This window comes from Anabaena sp. TISTR 8404 (assembly GCF_056847745.1).
In genome coordinates, this window is sequence record NZ_CP180578.1 from 3,494,725 (window position 1) to 3,512,241 (window position 17,517).

16 protein-coding genes are annotated in these 17,517 nt (G+C 41.8%); 8 read left to right on the forward strand and 8 right to left on the reverse strand.

Annotation, left to right across the window (positions count from 1 at the left end; translation table 11 throughout):
- Positions 1 to 192: 192 nt before the first annotated feature.
- Positions 193 to 1,497, reverse strand: coding sequence for a lactonase family protein (locus tag ACMX3D_RS15130; protein ID WP_482752213.1), 1,305 nt, complete (start codon positions 1,495 to 1,497; stop codon positions 193 to 195).
- A 269-nt stretch (positions 1,498 to 1,766) separates the two neighbouring features.
- On the opposite strand from ACMX3D_RS15130, the gene ACMX3D_RS15135 reads away from it, so the two are divergent.
- A complete protein-coding gene (locus ACMX3D_RS15135; RefSeq protein ID WP_482752214.1) occupies positions 1,767 to 3,155 on the forward strand; it encodes a carotenoid oxygenase family protein in 1,389 nt (462 codons plus the stop codon).
- A gap of 175 nt (positions 3,156 to 3,330) precedes the next feature.
- Positions 3,331 to 4,437, forward strand: coding sequence for a precorrin-8X methylmutase (locus ACMX3D_RS15140; protein WP_482752215.1), 1,107 nt, complete (start codon positions 3,331 to 3,333; stop codon positions 4,435 to 4,437).
- Positions 4,438 to 4,538: 101 nt separating this feature from the next.
- Here the strand turns inward: ACMX3D_RS15140 and ACMX3D_RS15145 are convergent, their stop codons facing one another.
- The gene (locus ACMX3D_RS15145) at positions 4,539 to 5,846 is read right to left on the reverse strand and encodes a glycosyltransferase (RefSeq protein ID WP_482752216.1); all 1,308 of its coding nucleotides are present in this window, start codon (positions 5,844 to 5,846) and stop codon (positions 4,539 to 4,541) included.
- Positions 5,847 to 6,221: 375 nt separating this feature from the next.
- On the opposite strand from ACMX3D_RS15145, the gene ACMX3D_RS15150 reads away from it, so the two are divergent.
- Together ACMX3D_RS15150 and ACMX3D_RS15155 are read left to right on the forward strand one after the other, a co-directional pair.
- Positions 6,222 to 6,953: a 16S rRNA (uracil(1498)-N(3))-methyltransferase gene (locus ACMX3D_RS15150; RefSeq protein ID WP_482752217.1), complete on the forward strand. Its 732-nt coding sequence runs from the start codon at positions 6,222 to 6,224 to the stop codon at positions 6,951 to 6,953.
- 120 nt (positions 6,954 to 7,073) lie between these two features.
- Positions 7,074 to 8,165: a tetratricopeptide repeat protein gene (locus ACMX3D_RS15155; protein WP_482752218.1), complete on the forward strand. Its 1,092-nt coding sequence runs from the start codon at positions 7,074 to 7,076 to the stop codon at positions 8,163 to 8,165.
- A gap of 4 nt (positions 8,166 to 8,169) precedes the next feature.
- Here ACMX3D_RS15155 and ACMX3D_RS15160 read toward each other — a convergent pair whose 3' ends face one another.
- Complete coding sequence (locus ACMX3D_RS15160; protein WP_482752219.1) at positions 8,170 to 8,652, reverse strand: hypothetical protein; 483 nt, start codon at positions 8,650 to 8,652, stop codon at positions 8,170 to 8,172.
- A 396-nt stretch (positions 8,653 to 9,048) separates the two neighbouring features.
- Between ACMX3D_RS15160 and ACMX3D_RS15165 the strand changes: the two genes are divergently transcribed.
- A complete protein-coding gene (locus ACMX3D_RS15165; RefSeq protein ID WP_482752220.1) occupies positions 9,049 to 9,726 on the forward strand; it encodes an esterase/lipase family protein in 678 nt (225 codons plus the stop codon).
- Here the strand turns inward: ACMX3D_RS15165 and ACMX3D_RS15170 are convergent.
- Positions 9,656 to 10,087, reverse strand: a complete 432-nt coding sequence (locus tag ACMX3D_RS15170; protein WP_482752221.1) for a VOC family protein — start codon at positions 10,085 to 10,087, stop codon at positions 9,656 to 9,658. The two genes, ACMX3D_RS15165 and ACMX3D_RS15170, sit on opposite strands and share 71 nt — an antisense overlap.
- Before the next feature lie 541 nt (positions 10,088 to 10,628).
- On the opposite strand from ACMX3D_RS15170, the gene ACMX3D_RS15175 reads away from it, so the two are divergent.
- The 3 genes from ACMX3D_RS15175 (at position 10,629) to ACMX3D_RS15185 (ending at position 14,971) form a co-directional block, all read left to right on the forward strand.
- Positions 10,629 to 11,426, forward strand: coding sequence for a TIGR00297 family protein (locus ACMX3D_RS15175; protein ID WP_482752222.1), 798 nt, complete (start codon positions 10,629 to 10,631; stop codon positions 11,424 to 11,426).
- Between the two features lie 147 nt (positions 11,427 to 11,573).
- Positions 11,574 to 12,332: a peptidylprolyl isomerase gene (locus ACMX3D_RS15180; RefSeq protein WP_482752223.1), complete on the forward strand. Its 759-nt coding sequence runs from the start codon at positions 11,574 to 11,576 to the stop codon at positions 12,330 to 12,332.
- Positions 12,281 to 14,971 carry a peptidase domain-containing ABC transporter gene (locus ACMX3D_RS15185; protein ID WP_482752224.1) on the forward strand — a complete coding sequence of 897 codons (2,691 nt, stop codon included), beginning with the start codon at positions 12,281 to 12,283 and terminating at the stop codon, positions 14,969 to 14,971. The genes ACMX3D_RS15180 and ACMX3D_RS15185 overlap by 52 nt, the downstream gene beginning before the upstream one ends.
- A 190-nt stretch (positions 14,972 to 15,161) precedes the next feature.
- Here the strand turns inward: ACMX3D_RS15185 and petJ are convergent, their stop codons facing one another.
- From petJ to ACMX3D_RS15205, 4 genes are all read right to left on the reverse strand, one after another.
- Entirely contained in the window at positions 15,162 to 15,506 is a 345-nt protein-coding gene (gene petJ / locus ACMX3D_RS15190; RefSeq protein ID WP_482752225.1) for a cytochrome c6 PetJ, read from the reverse strand.
- Between the two features lie 346 nt (positions 15,507 to 15,852).
- A complete protein-coding gene (gene petE / locus ACMX3D_RS15195) occupies positions 15,853 to 16,272 on the reverse strand; it encodes a plastocyanin (protein WP_482752226.1) in 420 nt (139 codons plus the stop codon).
- Between the two features lie 362 nt (positions 16,273 to 16,634).
- On the reverse strand, positions 16,635 to 17,126 hold the full coding sequence (psbV, locus tag ACMX3D_RS15200; RefSeq protein ID WP_482752227.1) for a photosystem II cytochrome c-550: 492 nt from the start codon (positions 17,124 to 17,126) through the stop codon (positions 16,635 to 16,637).
- Positions 17,127 to 17,202: 76 nt separating this feature from the next.
- Positions 17,203 to 17,457, reverse strand: a complete 255-nt coding sequence (locus tag ACMX3D_RS15205) for a hypothetical protein (RefSeq protein WP_482752228.1) — start codon at positions 17,455 to 17,457, stop codon at positions 17,203 to 17,205.
- Positions 17,458 to 17,517 lie beyond the last annotated feature (60 nt).

The window sequence follows — 17,517 nt, forward strand, 5'->3', positions numbered from 1 at the left end:
TAAAAGTATCCAAACCTCGGTAAATTATCAATATTTCATAGATTTGCATTTGTAGGTTTTATTTTAGATATATCTACTTTTGTAAAAAATCTATTAATTTTTTTAGGGTGCGTTAACACTGTTGACGTACCCTATTAACTTGATAAAAGTTATCCAAACCGAATGAAGCGATCGCTTGATCAGCAAGTTATCTTAATTAGCAAAAATCCCTTTGGGAAAGCTGTTATTAACTGACGGTATCAACCGAGGTGAGGTAGGTACTTCCGTTAAAGTCCCGTCAGATTGATTAACCCTCAGTACGTGTAATTGATTATTCGGAAGTGGAGCGGTCGTCAGTGGTTGAGCAACCACATGCAAAAATGATTCTGTAGAGTCTAAACTTAACTGGGCAGGGCCATTTAAACTTTGACTCCGGAGTTTGACTGTCTGAATCTCTACTGGTGTGGTTGGGTCTTGAGCAATATCGTAGACACTAATACTATTGCTACCAGTATTGCTAGTGTAAAGACGAGTTCCGGCACGGTTAACAGCAATCCAGCAAATTGCGATGCCTGAATTAGATACACCTCTTAAAAAGGTTAACTCTCCAGTAGCTTTGTCGTAGGAATAGACTCCTAATTGACCAGTGGCTGGAAAAGTGGCGTACAAAATTGGCTGTTTGGGATGAACCTGAATTCCCAGTGGGATATTTGGTGGGCTTGGTGCAGCGGGCTGAGGTACTAACTGTGGTGAGTTTGGACTTGCTTGCAGTTGACCGTTAGGGAGAATTTGAAAAGAACGGAGAAACTTGCTTCCAGACTCAACACCAAACAACAGTCGCTTATCTGGTGAGGTAACTACTTGGAATGGTAGAGAACCTTGAGGAATTGATCTGGTAGAATTCGGTACTGGAATCAGCTTGCCTTGAGGCGTAACACGAAAGCCAGTATAGTTTGGTAGTGAATTACTTGCTTCTTGAGATGGATTTTGCAGGTCTCGATTCCAGTTCAACACATAAAGGAAATCACCCGCCAAACCCAGGCTGACAGGCCCCACGCCACCTGAAGGAAATGGAGAACCCTTGACAGGAGAAAGGCTACCATTTTTATTAATATCAAAGACTGCAATTGTATTGGAACCGGAATTGACAGCAAAAAGTCGATTACCTTCGGGATTAGCAATTATTTCTTGATCAGATGCGAAAGTTGTATTAATAGGAATTCCAGATATATTGGTGACAGGGGCATTAACAATACCCGCACCTCCAGTAGGAAAAGATGGAGTGGGTAATGGTGTTAGTGTACCAAAGGCATCACGTTGAAATCCCAGAATAGAGTTGCCATTTGGAGTGGGAATGTTACTTTGGGTATAAACAAGATCATTAGAACGATACCATTGCCATTGGGCATTAGCATCTTTAACTGCGAATCCGCCAGTTAACAGAACCGCAGTCAAACCACTTATTGTCAGCCAAATTTTAGAACGCTGACGATTAACCTTGCTAGTTTTAGAGATCATATTCATACATCCTGATAAAGCAGAAAATTAGTAGCAATTGCCACAAAGCTTTCTGTAGAGATATCAGATGTGATCCGAGAATTTATGCAAATTGCCCAGTACAAATTTTCTGTTTTCGGAATATACAGAGATTGTCCATTGAGAAATAGAGGGTTTTTGCAGTTAAATAATTCCAATTTCAATCTCAGTAGCGAGGAAGTATTGCCTTTATATTGTCATCATTAAATTAAGTACTCTTGCAAATTCACAGAGTTTCCATAGATAACATCATGACCAAAACAGCAGTTAATCCATATCTTGATGGCAACTTTGCGCCAGTTCGTGAAGAAATTACTGCGGAAAACTTGCAAGTAATTGGTGAACTACCGCCTGAACTATCAGGAATGTTTGTGCGGAATGGCCCAAATCCGCAGTGGTCACCTATCGGTCAGTATCATTGGTTTGATGGTGATGGGATGCTGCATGGTGTCAGAATTAATCACGGTAAAGCTGTTTATCGCAACCGCTATGTACAGACGCAAAAATGGCAAGCTGAACATGAAGCAGGTAAAGCGATTTTGACTGGGTTGTTAGAACCGCCACAGCAAAATCATGATGCTATATCGGGAAATACTGCTAATACTGCTTTAGTTTGGCATGGTGGTCAGCTATTGGCAGTGTGGGAAGGTGGTGAGCCTCATACAATTCAAGTTCCAGAGTTAAAAACAATCGGTGAGTACACCTATAATGGCAAATTAATTTCTCCTTTCACCGCTCATCCCAAAGTAGATCCAATTACGGGAGAAATGATGTTTTTTGGCTACTCGTTTGCACCACCGTATTTGCAATACGGCATAGTTTCCGCAGCAGGTGAGTTGTTATGGACAGTACCAATTGATATCCCTACACCTGTGATGATGCATGATTTTGCTATCACGGAAAACTATACAATTTTTATGGATTTACCCCTGACTTTTCGCCCAGAACGGATGCAACAGGGAAAACCAATGATGATGTTTGAGCGCGATCGCCCAAGTCGTTTTGGCATTATTCCACGTCACGGCGATAACAGCAAGATTCGCTGGTTTGAGAGTTCGTCTTGCTATGTGTTTCATACCCTGAACGCATACCAACAAGGTGATGAAGTAGTTCTAATTGCCTGTCGCATGAGTTCTACTTCGGTGTTGGGTTTTAGTGGTATTGAAGATCCAGATGCCAATATTCCGCGACTGCATCAATGGCGGTTTAACCTCAAGACTGGGGCTGTGTCTGAGTCTAGGTTAGACGATACTGCTGGGGAATTTCCCCGCGTTAATGAGAACTTCTTGGGGCGGCAAACTCGCTATGGCTATGTGAATAAAAACGCAGATACTCCTGTGCCTTTGTTTGATGGTGTAATTAAATACGACTTTTATAATGGCACATCCCAAATTCACGAATATGGGCAAGGGCGTTATGGTGGTGAGTCTGTATTTGTACCACGCCCCAATGCTACCACTGAAGATGATGGCTGGTTGATGACTTTTGTTCACGATGAAGCAGCAAATACTTCCGAATTGCTGGTATTGAATGCTCAAGATGTCACGGCTGAACCTGTAGCAAGAGTGTTAATTCCCCAACGTGTACCTTATGGGTTCCATGCGACTTGGGTTACTGAAAAACAGTTGCAAGGGTTTTAGCTAATTGAGAATAGGGGTATAAGGGTGTAAGGGTGTAGGGGTCGAAGAAATGATGATTCATCCCCAGGGTATGGTTGTATGAAGTGTAATTGAACAAAACCCTTACATCCTATACCCTTGCACCCAGTTTCAACAGACAATCTTTGTGCGTAAGTCCTAGTTGTATTGCACTCAAATGAAAACTTGTGGCTTGACAATTAAAGAACTCACCCAAGCAGTAGGTGGTGGCATAACTCCCCGGATGGTGAGACATTACCATCAATTAGGACTATTGCCGCAACCAGTGCGATCGCCAAGTAACTACCGTCTCTACACTGAACAAGATGTCATCCGGTTGCAACGAATTGTGGCGCTGAAGCAGCAAGGTTTCCAACTCAATCACATCCGCAATATTTTAGAGATGGAACCAGAAACGGAAACTCTCACAGCGCAATTACAACAACAGTATCGGGCGATTATGCAGCAAATTGCCCAACTGCGACAAACAGCCTCAGCATTAGAAGGATTATTAGGACGCGATCGCCATTGTCAAATTATGCAGGCGGAAGTATTAGCTCAACTGAAATTATTGGAAGTCGAAACCCAAGTTGGATTAGGCGGACTAGAAAAACTTTGGAGTCGTTTAGACGCAGAGGTACATACCCACTCAGAAAGTTTTGCTGAATCCCTACAACGTTTGTTACCTGATTTATCCCACCGTTCGGAAATTGAACAACACCTAATTTCCCAGTTGGTTTTAGCCTGTGGCGATGTGAGTTTAGCATCTTTTGTCAGGGTGAATGCAGGTGCGATCGCTGCTAGTCGTCAAGTTCTCTCTTCCGGTTGTGAGATTTTTGTCGATATCCCCACTGTTGCAGCTGCCTTAGATCAAACCAGATTAGCTCATTTAGGTTGCCAAGTGACTACTTTAATTAACAATCCCCACGTCACCACCGCCACAGAAGCCGAACAAGAATGTTGGCAGCATCAAGCATGGCGAGAAAAGTTATTGCAAGTTTCTTATGGTTGCGTTTTAGTAATTGGTTATGCACCTTCTGTTCTGCTTGCAGCCTGCACCGCCATTAAAGAGCAAAAAATTCAACCAGCATTAGTTATTGGAATGCCTATTGGCTTTAGTCATGCGCCCGCCGCTAAACGCCAACTCATGCAACAAGCGGTTCCAGCTATTACAATTGAAGGCACTTTGGGCGGTGGGCTACTTGCTGCAACTGCCCTCAATGCTTTGGTTGAGTCTTTGATTGAAAAGCCAAATTGTCATTGTTATTTAAAAAGCGCACAGTAGCAATACCAATTGTGGAATGCGATCGCTCAATTTATGATTTTGTCTAAGGTTTAGGTTGGGGATAAAGTTTTTTTCTTCCTAAAGTAACAAAAAAGGTTAACTTACCCAATCAACCCCAAATGTCGATGAATTACCTCAACAGCATTTGCCACACCATTTTCACTCCTAATCTTCTCGCCTAATTCTTTGGCTTTAGAGCGCATCACAGAATCTTTGAGGGCGACTTCAATAGCTGCTGCTAAAGCTTCCTCTGACAACTCCTTGTACGGAATTGATGCAGGACTAACTCCCAGTTGAACCACCTTTTCTCCCCAAGTCGGCTGATCTGCAAAAAAGGGTACGATGATTGTGGGTATCCCTGCTCGTAATGCTGCCGCAGTCGTACCTGCACCACCATGATGAACCGTTGCTGACACTTGGGAGAACAACCAGTCATGGGGAACTGAGTTAATCACTAATGCGCGTGAGGAATCTTTAATTTTATCGGTTGTTCCTACTTTTCCCCAGCCTGACAGTATGATGCCACGCTGACCAGTTTTCTCTAAAGCTTCCAAGAACAAGTTTGTAATTCTCTGTGGATCTTGCATTGCCATGCTTCCAAATCCAAGATAGATGGGTGTTGGCTTTTGAGCAAGAAATTCCTTCAGTTCTTCAGGTGGCTCATAGGTGTCAGCTTGGTCAATAAACCAATAACCAGTTACATAAGCCCATTGAGGCCAATCCTTGGGTCTGGGAATCACATGAGAACTATATCCATGTAGTACTGGAATTTGTGATAGGTTTTTAGGCGTTTTCTTTCGCCAAGGACTGCCCAAAAACGGCAACGGGGGCAATTTTAATGTTTGGGTTCGGAAGCGATTGATTAAATGTTTGTATCTGTGCCAAAACAAGAACTCTACTAAAAAATAGCTGGCATAGTTTATCGCTCTACTCAGTGGATTATTAGCGATTTGGGTAAACTGCAACAAAGGAAACATCCCCGTTGGGCTATAGGGCTGGTAGAAAGCTATAAAGCAGGGTATTTCTAACTTCTCTGCTATGTGATATCCCCAGTTTGTTTGGGGGGTGTAGATGATCACTTCACTTTCTTGACACGCTACCCACGCCGATTCTAACTGTTGCTGAAATAGCTCGTCGCTTAGAAGCTCGAATTTTTCTCCGCTCATAGCGCGAATACCTGCGTCTGATTGGAATAGCTCTTGAGTATTGCCCCCTAGAGGCGCAAACTCCAAATCAAACTGCCTAACAAATGACTCAAAGTTTTCGGTTGTTGCTATTGTTACTTTATGCCCAGCACGTCTTAAACCAATGGCCAAGGCACAATAGGGTTGCAAGTCTCCCCTTGATCCTAATACTATGAGCGTAATTTTCAGTTTTCGGTTTGGTACGTTGGGTAAAGTTTGATTCAAATGCCTTCTCCTGTGAAGATGGTTCGACTCAATAAGTGTATTGAATCACCTGTTACTTTTGAAAACCGCCCAAGCAATTAACTCGACAACAGATGGAATAGGAATAACCTGCCAAATCAAGCGTCATATATCAAGTTAGATTAGCGCTTATATTATAAACTCGATTAAGTAAATTCCCCGTTAGTTCTCACCAAATTCTGAATCTAAACAACCGTATAATTTGGTAATGGCTGCGTTTTGTTGCTTTTGTAGCTTGGCGGAATCTCACAAATAGTGCTTCTGTACTTAAGTAATTAGCGATCTCTATCGGTTTTGGCGTTTGCCCAACCCTGGCGGCGCGGAAATCGATAATTAATCATCCGGACTTGATATTACATGGCTCAACTACAAAGAATTGCGATCGCCCCTTCACAATTGCAACAAGACCAAATTTTACTTACACCCCAGCAACTACATTATCTCGGTCGCGTTTTGCGTTTGCGTGAGGGCGATCGCTTTATTGCTATGGATGGTATGGGCAAATGGTGGTTAACACAGCTGGCAGGAGAACAAGCCCAGGTTTTAGAATTACTTTCCGTAGAAACTGAATTGCCTATAACAATTACATTGATAGTTGCGTTGCCCAAAGGCAGCGGATTTGATGAAATTGTGCGCTGCTGTACGGAAATTGGTGTAACTTGTATTGCTCCAGTCATGAGCGATCGCACTCTCCTCAATCCTAGTCCCCAAAAACTCGAACGTTGGCGACGCATCGCTGCTGAAGCCGCCGAACAATCAGAACGAGCTTTTGTCCCCACAATTTTAGAACCAGTGGCTTTTATTTCAAGAGTCAATGGTCAAGAGTCAATGGTCAAGAGTCAAAAGTATATCTGTGAGGCGCGTGGTAACTATCCTCATCTAAAAAACTGCTTACCAAATAAAGAACAAATCACCAATGGCTACGAACTAATTATTGCTACAGGCCCCGAAGGCGGCTGGACAGAACAAGAAGTTGAAAATGCGATCGCATCCGGTTTTCAACCTGTATCTCTCGGTCGTCGTATTCTCCGCGCTGTTACTGCACCCATCGTAGCTTTATCCATAGTTACCGCAGGTTGTGAAGTATAAATGATATAGCAAAGTGCTGAGTTCTGAGTTCTGAGTGCTGAGTATAAGGCTAGGTTTATTCATTGTTCAGAGCAATCAACACTGGCAAAAAACAAGGTGGGAATGCAGGGAGAGGGGAAAATGATTGAGCAGGTTGCGATCGCTTTTGAGCGTAAAGATTATCACACAGCTGCTAAGTTACTCCAACAGCTAATCAAACAATCACCAGATAATCCTTGGGTGCAATTTTATGTTGCCAGACTGTACGAAGTATCTCATAAGCGACAAGATGCAGAGAAAATCTATCGCCAGTTGTTGCGGAGTACAACCAACACCAAAATAGTTACCCAAGCACGTCAAGGCTTGCAACGCCTCCAAGAAGTTGAACAAGAAGAAAGACAACGGGCTATTGCTAAAGCTACAGCTGAACCTAACAGCAATGAACCAGGGTTACTCGTCTTAGAACCTTTGAGTAATGCACAAAAGTCAACAGTTGCAGCGAAATTTGCTCAAATTATGCAGATAGACCATTATACAGCAAGGCTAATTCTACCCACTCGGAGTTGGAGAGTCTATCGTTCTGGGCAAGTGGGAGAATTGAAATTTTATGGTGAACAGCTACAGCAAGCTGGAATTCCTTGCTTTTGGGCGACAATAGCCGCAGTTCAACAAATACAAGTTTATCAGGTTCAATATTTTTCCGAATCTGGTCTAGAACCGACCGTTGTTTGTCGCAACCAAACTAATCAAACTGGTACTCTCACTTTTAATTGGTCAGAAGTCCAAGCCAGAGTAGTTGGACTTTTGCCGATTTTTGAAGAAGTTGTAGATCTTGATGCGCGTCACAAGCTAGAACGTAAAACTCAAACTCAAGACTATGCCCAGTTTTGCGACCTACATCTACCAAGGCGACGTTGCATTCTGCGCTTGTCTGATCATAGTTATGATTTCCAACAAGGTGTAAAAATTGCTGCTCAAGCTAGTCAAAATACTATCAGAATCAACTGGAATCAAGTACTCAACTGGCTAGAGCAGCATCTGCCACAAGTGAAGCTTTGGTCAGAATTTACACCTTTTGCGGAGACGGTTTTAGATCAAACGGAAATATTAAGCAGTATCACACCCCATATACATCTGTTTCGTCGAGAACCAACTAATTGGGATGCGGCTTTTCAGTTGTACAGCGGACTGTTATTTAGTAAATGCTTAGCGATCGCTAACAATGAAAATTAAACCACTAAGCTTGGTTAGGAGTTTTAACTTGACTTGCCATGTCTAAGAAAGAACTCATATTTGCTCCTGGACGGCGGCGACCATTAGAAGCAGTAGGAACTAAATATTTTGGTGCAAATGTAGTTATAGTTGGTTCTTTCTTAACAGCAACAGCTGCTGCGGGAGCTTTTTCTGGTTCAGTTGGCGCAGCTTTGCCATTTTTGGATGCTTTTGCTTTTACTGCTTTAGCAGCAGGCGCTGGTTTTTGCTCAGGCTCAGGCGCTGTGGCTGTAGCTTTTGTGCCGTTAGTAGAAGCAGCTGCTGGTTTAGCTGTTTCTTCTGCTTTAGCTGTCGGTGCGGGTTTAGCTGCTGGCGCTGGTGCTGGAGTTACTTCTGCACCACTTTCATCTAACTGTAAGTAGTAGCCACCATTTTTTTTCTTGCCACCGAACAGCCCTGTGAAGAAGCCTAAAATCCCAGCAATTAAATTTTTGATAAAACCGAACATTAGAATTTCTCCTGCCTTCTATATTCTGTAAATTTGACCGTAATGTTAAAAATTGCAGCTTAATGCTACATTTTTTTGCGCCGTACTATTACTTTGACTAGCTTTATAGTTTAGTGCTTACGCAACACTTTAGTAAGACTACAGAGCAAATGTCTTTGATTTTGCAGGCACTTGCAGCCTGTATATATCAAGACTAATTATTAAATTTTACTGTAACTATAAGCAAGATTATGAAAGTTGGCTTAACAAAAATTAACAAAGTTGCTTAGATAAATACATAAATAACTGTGAAGCAAATATCAGATTTAAGCCAGTGATTTGAGTGTCATAGCTTGTTCACAGATAGCAAGATAACTTAGCTAGATTTTTGACAGACCCATGCAGGTGAATCAAGCAATGAACACCATTAATCAACAGTACAACCCCGTATTATTGATCCACGGTATTGGAGATACGGAAGCTGTATTCCGCAAGATGAGAAATTATTTACAAGACAAGGGTTGGTCTGTGTATGCTCTCAATCTAGTACCAAATAATGGCGATGTTGGTCTTGATGTATTGGCGCAGCAAGTAGCTGATTATATTGCCGTGACCTTTGAGCCAGAGCAGAAACTAGATATAGTAGGTTTCAGCATGGGCGGAATTGTCAGTCGTTATTATGTACAACGACTGGGAGGAATTGAGCGCGTGCAGCGGTTTATTACCATCTCATCACCGCATTATGGAACTGTAGTCGCCTATGGTTCTTGGCGGCCTGGTTGTTTACAAATGCGTTCTAACAGTAACTTTCTCAAGGATTTAAATTCTGACGCTGTGATGTTAAAGCAGTTGAATTTTACATCAATTTGGACACCTTATGATTTGATGATTGTCCCAGCCAAAAGTTCGCAAATGCCCATAGGTACAGAAGTCATTATCCCAGCAGCATCACACCCTTGGATGTTAACCGACTCTAGAAGTTTGGCAGCAGTAGCCACAGCTTTAGCCGAACCGATGCAGAATATTAACCGCGATCGCCAATTTGGGTATACTCATAACTACCAAAAATCGCCTCTGGGTAGCGGTAATATTTAAACTCCAGCAAATTGTAAAAAGGATCTTCTAAAAAGAAAGTCCGATGTTCTAAAGGAGAACCAACAAATCTATCTTTGGCTTCTTCTCGAAATAAAAGTTGCTGATTTTGTGCTTTATTTAACAAGCTTTCCCAGTCACTTTCCTGAGTAAATATTAACCCAAAGTGCCTAGGATAAATCGTGCGTTGCCGTGTTAAAGGTTCTTTAGTAGTATGTGCTACTAGTTGATGACCGTAAAGATTCAGAATCAGCGCGTGAGGATTTTCTCGGCCAGGAATACAGCCCAAGCCATCAACATAATATGCCTTTGTCTGAGCAATATCACTCACAGGGAAAGCCAGATGAAATATAGGTTTATTCATAACTTGTGTTCACTAGACGTGTAGTTGCCATAGCAATAGCCAAGGTACTTAGGATATCAGTAGATAACGGGACTTAGACACCAAAAGACTTCTAATGCTGTCACCTCTAAGCTGTAACCTGTCACCTGCTATATCTACAATTTAGGCGCTGAAAAGTCGTTTGTGGTTAATTGGAACACAGTTTTATATTGCTGTCGCTTATATGCTGTTAGCGATATTTACATCCTTGGAAAAGAGAGTAGGGAGTGGGGAGTAGGAAGTGGAAATATTCTTTGTTTGTGCTTGGTAGTGGATTTTTCCGTGAATAGCTGACTTATTACTAAGTCAAAATACTAGCCTCTAATCTCTAGTCCCTCTCCTACCTTGTTGTAGCTGAAAAAAATTTGTTGTTTGTCTTGCCTGTTTTTTCTCTCACTACTAGTAAAAGTAATAGAATCGATGCAATTCTAGAATTAAAGAATGAGAGACAACACCCAAGGTCTAAAATTAGTTATTCTGTTGATATGCTGGCAATGACAACACTACTTGTGATTCACTGCTAATGTTACCTTTAATTGACTCTGCGAATCCCTGGTTAGTAGGAGTAGGATTAAACGCCATTCTTTTGGGTTTAGTTTGGATTGCTCCCAAAAAGCTGCTTACCCCAGCAGGGATATTCCACGCCTGGATATTGGGCGTAATAATTTGGGGAACTTTAGGTTGGCAGGGATATCTAGTAGTTGCGTTTTATTTCCTAGTGGGTTCAGGAGTGACGCGCATCGGTATGGCACAGAAAGAAGCCCAAGGCATAGCCGAGAAGCGTTCTGGTGCAAGAGGCCCAGAAAATGTCTGGGGTTCAGCGTTAACTGCGGCATTATGTGCTTTGGGTGTAGGAATCATAAATTCGGGATTTTTAGGATCTAATCTTCAGTCTCTAGTGCCTAATCCTGTTTACCTGCTGTTGTTGGGCTATGTAGCGAGTTTTAGCACCAAGCTATCTGACACATCAGCCAGCGAAGTCGGTAAAGCCTATGGTAAACGTACCTTTTTGATTACCACACTGCAACCAGTACCGCGAGGTACAGAAGGTGCAGTCAGTTTAGAAGGAACTTTAGCGGGTATAGTGGCATCGATCGCGATCGCCTGCGTTGGTTGGGCGGTAGGATTGATAGATTTATTAGGGATCGTGTGGTGTATCTTAGCAGCCTTCATTGCTACCAATCTAGAAAGTGTCATTGGAGCCACACTGCAATCGAAATATACTTGGCTAACGAATGAATTAGTCAATATTTTAAATACCTTAATTGGTGCGATCGCTGCCATCTTCTTTGCTTGGTTGTGGACAATAGCGATCAGTTAATTATCTGATGAAATTTAAAAATCTTTTTAGGCAACACATTCATAGTGAGTTGCCGTAATTTCCTATGCTGACCAAGGTTAAGTCATCCTGAGCCAGTATTAGTCTCTCTAAATTATGAACTTTTAGCTGTTTTTCTTGAGTTATTTCATGGAATCTTTATCATTTCTGTTAATAAATGATCATCCACTCTCAATAGCAGAGGCAGTAAAATATCTCCAAGCTTCTGGCAAATTATCACAGTTTATTGGCGATATTCTCCGTCAGTACGTGATTGAGCAAGAAATCAAAACTAGAGATGATTTAGATATCAACCCAGCATTAACAGAACAAGCAGTTATTGACTTTCGTTTAAAAAACCAACTAACTCAACCACAAATTTTTCAAGAATGGTTACAAGCAAATGGTACAGATTATGAAACATTTCATACATCAATTACCTTCGGTTTCAAATTAGAAAAACTCAAAACAGTAGTTACGCAAACAAATATTCCTGAGTACTTTATTGAAAGAAAAATTTTTCTAGATCGCGTCGTTATCTCTCGCATTATTGTTGACAGCCAAGAACTTTGTGAAGAACTCAGAACTCAAATCGAAGAAGGAGGCAGCTTTGAACAACTAGCCAGAGAATATTCCCTCACAGACGATCGCATAATGAACGGCATGATGGGAGCAATCAGCCGTGGCACTATGCCAGATACATTGCGGTCAGCGATAGATGTCGCCAGTTCTGGGCAATTGGTAGGGCCAATAGAACTAGAAGGACGTTATGGTTTGTTTCGAGTCGAACAATTTCTGCCAGCGTCTTTAGAAGATACTCAACTCCAACAAGCATTACAAAATGAGTTATTTGAAAAATGGCTAGCAGAGAAAATTCAAAAGCTAACAGTGAAATTACAAATAAGTTAACACCTCTGGATAATGAATCTTTAGAAATAAACGCTATAGCAGAAATACCTTGGAATCAAGCACCTTTATGCTGGCTAAGTAGCGAACAACAAACAAGATTGCGTCATCAGTTAATTATCCATCGCTACCAATTAGGAGAAAAAATCTGGTCATCGCAAAAACGCGGCTATCAATACTACATAGTCTCAGGCAAAGTCAGACTCAGACAAGAACAAGATAGTAAAGCCCTAGCAGCCCTACAAACTGGAGACTGGTTTGGCGACCTCTACAAAGTAGCAGTAGATTGCAAAGCCGTAGCCGCCAGCAAAGAAGTCATCGTCGCCTGTTGGGAAAGCGCTTTGTGGACAGAATTTAGCACTTTAGAAATTGAACAATTCTTCTCAGGTTCCACCGCAGAACCAGCACCAATTCATCCTCAACCCCAGCCCAGTCTCGAACCACAACTGCCTCTACCAGCAGCAACCTCTCAACAGCCAACTCTCCAAGAACTACTCAACCGCACTCCAGACACATCAAATTATCCCTTCATTGCCCACAGCAACACCGCCGCAGCTTGCCTGACAATGGTCGCCCAACAACTAGAAAACCCCGTTCAACTCGAATGGGTACAAAGGCAACTGCGCGGACAAAGCCCGAAGCAAATTGTCGAAGCTGCCGAAAAACTAGGACTAGTATTGCGGCGACTGCAAGTAACTTGGGCAGAATTACCACAACTTTCATTTCCCGCCCTGATGTTATGGCAAAGCGAAACTCAACTTCAACCGAGTTGGGTAGTTGTCTACGCCCTCAAAGGTTCACGCTTAATTATTGCCAACCCTCTACATCCAGGGCAAATATGCGAAACTCTACCACAATCAATCGTCGAAGCTGCCTGGGATGGGCAACTGTGGCAAGCAGAACTCATTAATAAACAAGAGAAATTTAACCTTAGTTGGTTTATTCCCGCCGTCTGGAAATACAAGGGATTATTAGGTGAAGTTCTGCTGGCATCCTTAACATTACAACTATTTGGCTTAGGCACACCCCTAATTACCCAAGTTGTAATTGATAAGGTGATGGTGCAAGAAAGCTTGCCCACCCTCGATGTTATGGCGATCGCCTTATTATTAATTGCTTGCTTCGAGGCGGTGCTGGGAACTTTGCGTCTGTTCATCTTTACCCATACTGCTAGACGCTTAGATTTAAGCTTATCGGCGCAGTTATTCCGCCATCTGATGCGCTTGCCTTTAGCTTATTTTGAATCTCGGCGGGTGGGTGATACTGTTGCCCGTGTCCAAGAACTCGAACAAATTCGGCAATTTCTCACAGGTACAGCCTTAACAGTCATCCTGGATAGCATCTTTGCTGTTGTCTATCTGGCATTGATGTTTTACTACAACATCCCTTTAACTTTTGTTGCCTTGGCAGTGCTGCCGTTGTTTGCTACGTTAACGATTTTTGCTACCCCAATTTTACGCAACTGGCTCAACGAAACTTTTAACCGCAGTGCCGACAGTCAATCGTTTTTGGTAGAGACAATTACAGGCATTCATTCTGTGAAAGCCCATGCAGCTGAACCAGTAGCGCGGGAACGTTGGGAAGGCTTATTTGCTCGTTTTATCCGCACCGGGTTTAAAGCCTCGACTACATCTAATATCAGTAGTAATATTGGTGACTTTCTCACAAATTTTTCTACCTTACTAATTCTGTGGGTAGGTGCAAAGTTGGTGATTGAACAAAAACTCACCATTGGGCAATTGGTAGCATTTCAGATGTTATCTGGTCGGGTGACACAACCATTGTTGCGTTTGGTACAACTGTGGCAAAATCTGCAACAAGTATTGCTGTCAGTAGATAGAATTGGTGATATTCTCAACACTGCCCCAGAAGCAGAAGCAGGCACAGGATTAGTATTACCAACATTAAAAGGGCAAGTAAGTTTTGAACAGGTATTTTTCCGTTACCAAGCTCATACTGAACCTGTGTTACGCGGGATTACTTTTGATGTGCAACCAGGGCAGTTTGTGGGGATAGTTGGACGTAGTGGTTCGGGTAAAAGTACTCTGTCAAAGTTATTGCAACGTTTGTATCAAATTGAGTCAGGAAGAATTTTAATTGATGGTTTTGATATCAAGAGTGCGGACTTAGCATCACTGCGGCAACAAATTGGGGTGGTGTTACAAGAGGACTTTTTATTTAATGGCTCGATATTAGAAAATATCACTTTGGGCAATCCAAATATTACCTCTGAACAGGTGGTAGAAGCGGCGAGATTGGCCGTAGCTCACGATTTTATCAGTCAATTGCCATTCGGTTACGAAACAAATGTTGGGGAGCGAGGTACAGCTTTATCTGGCGGACAACGACAACGCATTGCTTTGGCACGGTTGTTTTTGTCAGATGCTCCGATTTTAATTTTGGATGAGGCGACAAGTGCGTTGGATAGTGAAACAGAACAACAAGTGCTGCAAAATCTCCAACGAGTTTCGGCAAATCGCACCGTATTTTTGATTGCTCACCGCTTTGCCCCGCTCAAACGTGCTGATTTGATTGTGGTGATGGAAAAAGGCGTGATTGCTGAACGGGGGACTCACACTCAACTGTTACAACAGAAGGGTTTGTATTGGTCTCTTTATCAGCGTCAACAGGCTAATGTTTAGTTCCTAAAAAATAGAGGCTAGGGGCTAGAGAATTTTAGATTTTAGATTGCCGATTTTAGATTGAAAGATTGTCCTAATTTAAAATCTAAAATTTATTCACTCAGCACTCACCACTTTGCTGTATCTTGATTAGCTGTCTTAAAAGTACTGAGTAAAAAATACCAGCCCCTAGTCTCTTTTTCTCACCTGCTTACCACCCTTGTTCTGCTTTTTGAAAAACGTAAGCAGCAACATCCACAATTTCTTCAGAAGTTAACTTATTTTTGAAAGGAGGCATGGCGTTTTTCCCATTCTGCACTTGATGAATAATTGCTTGAATGGAATCTGTATTATAGTCTGCTAAGTATTTTGATAATGCTTCCTTGTTTAAAGTTTTTTCCGCAACGAGGATGTTACCACCACCTATGTGGCAAGAAGAGCAATTAGCAGCGAAAATTTTAGCACCGTTGGATGTTTCAGCGGCTAGTGCTGGATAAGTAAATGTTAAGTTAAAGAGAGCGATCGCCAGAAATAATATTAATAACAGTATTCTCAAATTCTTCTCCTCGTAAATAGGTTCTAGCGATTCAATAACCTCTTACAATAAATATTTTATAGATTTATTTATATGTATTGCGGTTTTTATTTAACCTTAATATTTGTGGTAAGAGTAAACAATAAGTTTCTGATAACGAAATTTATTTTAACATCTTTAAATATCATTAAAATTAGCGGTGACGAGTTCATTCCCTCCAGCGCTATGCACTGTTAAGTATTCCGGACGGAATCAGACTCGTCACCGCCATTAGTTAATGTTTTGTATGTGCCAGACTCTGGCATTTGTTAGGTTGTGAATTTTACTGAAGAGGCTAGAAAATCATCTAGTTTCAACAGTACTATTTTTAGCCTTCAACTACAATTTTACCAACCATGCCAGCACCACGGTGAGGTTCACAATAGAAGGTGTATTCACCAGCAGGTGCATCAGCTGGGATAGTGGTTGTTTCTTTTTGACCAGGACTCATTAACAAGCTTTTGTGAGATAGAGATTTAGCTAAATCTGCACTCTTAGCAGGGTTTTTGCCAGGATCAAACACAACGTTATGGGGAGGAACTTTGTTGTTTACCCATTCAATTGTATCGCCGGGCTTCACTGTTAACTTGCTGGGTTCAAATGCCAGCATTCCTTTATCGCTACCCAACTTGATTTGGTAGGTTTCAGCAGCAGCGGAAGGTGTAAAAACAGCAAAGCTGCTCACAACTAAAATCATTGTCAAAACAGCTAAGCTTAAGCGTCGCAGGCTTGCCGCAATTAATTTCATGACGTTCTCCTAACAGGTGGTTTTTATTTTCCCTATTTCATTTTAAATAAAATCAACGCCAAAGTATGACAATATGTCGTAGATATAATTTTTTTATTTTCGAGCCATAAATCAATAGGCAAAAATTTTGCAATCAGCAATAATTACTAGATGGCATCGCACTAAAAAATTTGTGTGTGAAGTTAAAGGAAGCTCAACATTAAATCCCAATTGTTAAAAAATTATAGAAATTGGGAACTAGGAACTGTGAAGTATTCAGACGGAAGTTAAAGGATGAAACAAGTAAAATTTCATACTTTAGACTTGAGGCTTTTCTCTTCTCAATACCTAGTTCCCCATAATTCAGTAATTAAAACTGAAGTTTAGTAATAGATTTTGCCACCGCCCCACTTAGTACCTACAACTTTGGGTTGTAGGAGGATATGACCAGCGATCGCTACTAAATCATCTTCGGTCAAATTACGCATTTCTGTGAAAATATCTGCACTCTTGAGGCTGGGGTGTAATTCAGAGATTTCCTCTTCGCCGTCATAAGTAGTGGGATTTTTCATGTAATCTACCAAACCTTCAATGTTGTTGCGGTTTGGTGTAGCTAATGCCAGCGCCTCTGGTTCAAGTCCTACGTTTTGGTTGGTTTTGGTCACGCCACCAACATGACATTGAGCGCAAGCGTACTGAAATAAGCGTTTACCTTCTTTAACTTGTTTGAGGCTAAGTGTGATAGTGTCACCCTTGTCATTTAATGCTACTGTTCTGGTAGCTGCGTCTAGTTCCACAGCTGTAGCACTACCAACCATCAATTGAAATGTCAGTAAAACAGTAACCACAACAACGCCAATTAATCTTCTAAACATGTTTCCCCTTAAAAATTTTGACGCTCAACACAGCTAAATAATGCGATGCTCAATCTCCGTGTCGCTAACGGTGGTTCTATGTTATTAAAGATTCGCTCAAGCCCGAAATCGCCCACCAGGTGACTCTGGTATCTCTCACCGAGTCGCTAGTCCCTTGGCGGCAAATTTCCGACAATGTTTGCGCCATAATTACTTTTGCATTTTCTAACGCCCAATAAGCCTTTTGGCATTTATAGGCAATTCCCAATTGGTTAAACAGAGAAAACACTTTCGCCACAGTCATACTGTGGTGTGTTGCTATCTCTGCGATCGGTAGATCTGCAAAACCCATAATGTTTGTTAACTGACAAATAGAGATTGAGTCGCTGTAATACCAATATCACGTTAGGAG